The organism is Streptomyces sp. NPDC005195 (assembly GCF_040608315.1).
GTDB classification, from domain to species: Bacteria; Actinomycetota; Actinomycetes; order Streptomycetales; family Streptomycetaceae; genus Streptomyces; species Streptomyces kaempferi.
This window is the reverse complement of the sequence record NZ_JBEXHZ010000394.1, coordinates 1-1,073: the sequence shown is the minus strand read 5'-3', so window position 1 is coordinate 1,073 and position 1,073 is coordinate 1. Positions and strand designations below refer to the sequence as shown.

1 protein-coding gene is annotated in these 1,073 nt (G+C 76.0%); it reads right to left on the bottom strand.

Annotated features, from left to right (window positions below; genetic code table 11):
• The coding region (locus tag ABZV34_RS39890; RefSeq protein ID WP_356288345.1) for a type I polyketide synthase at window positions 1-1,073 on the bottom strand (1,073 nt) is incomplete at both ends.

Below are 1,073 nucleotides of genomic sequence, written 5' to 3'. Positions count from 1 at the left end.
CGACGAAGCGCCACAGCTCCTCGGAGGAGGTGACGCCGCCGGGGTACTGGCAGGCCATGCCGATGATGACGACGGGGTCGTCGTCGGCGGCGGCCACGGTGGCGGTCTCCGTGCGTACGGTGGTTCCGCCGAGTTCCTCGCGCAGGTGGCGGGCGAGCGCGGCGGGCCGGGGGTGGTCGAAGACGAGCGTGGGGGGCAGGCGCAGCCCGGTCTCGGTGTTGAGGCGGTTGCGCAGTTCGACGGAGGTGAGGGAGTCGAAGCCGAGGTCGCGGAAGGACTGGTCGGCGCCGACCGCGCCGGCCGTGTCGTGGCCGAGGGCGGTGGCCGCGTGCCGGCGGACCAGGTCCAGCAGGAGGCGTTCCTGTTCGGCGGGTTCCAGGCCGGCCAGCCGTGCGTTCAGCCGGGGTGCGCCGCCGGTGCCCGCCTCGACGGTGCGCCGGGCGGGGGCCCGGACCAGGCCGCGCAGCAGCACGGGCAGCCGGCCCGCGCCGGCGGCGGTGCGCAGCGCGGCGGTGTCCAGGCGCAGCGGGGCGAGCAGTGGTTCGCCGGTCGTCAGGGCGGCGTCGAGGAGGTCGAGTCCCTGCTCGGCGGTGATCGCGGGCAGGCCGGAGGCGGCGATGCGCCGGATGTCGTCCTCGCTGAGGCCGCCGGTCATGCCGTCGTCGCCGGCCCACAGGGTCCAGGCGAGGGAGGTGGCGGGCAGGCCCTGGCCGTGCCGGTGCTGGGCGAGGGCGTCGAGGACGGTGTTGGCGGCCGCGTAGTTGGCCTGTCCGGCGCCGCCGAGCAGTCCGGCGGCGGAGGAGAACAGGACGAACGCGGTCAGGTCGTGGTCGGCGGTGAGTTCGTGCAGCAGCCAGCCGCCGTCGGCCTTCGGGCGCAGGACCCGCTCGAAGCGTTCGGGGTCCAGGGCGGTGACCGGCTTGTCGTCCACGACGCCGGCGGCGTGCACCACGCCGGTCAGCGGCCGGTCGGCGGGGACGGCGGCGAGGAGGCGTTCGACCTGGGCGCGTTCGGCGGTGTCGCAGGCGACGAGGGTGACGTCCGCGCCGAGTGCGGTGAGTTCGTCGCGCAGT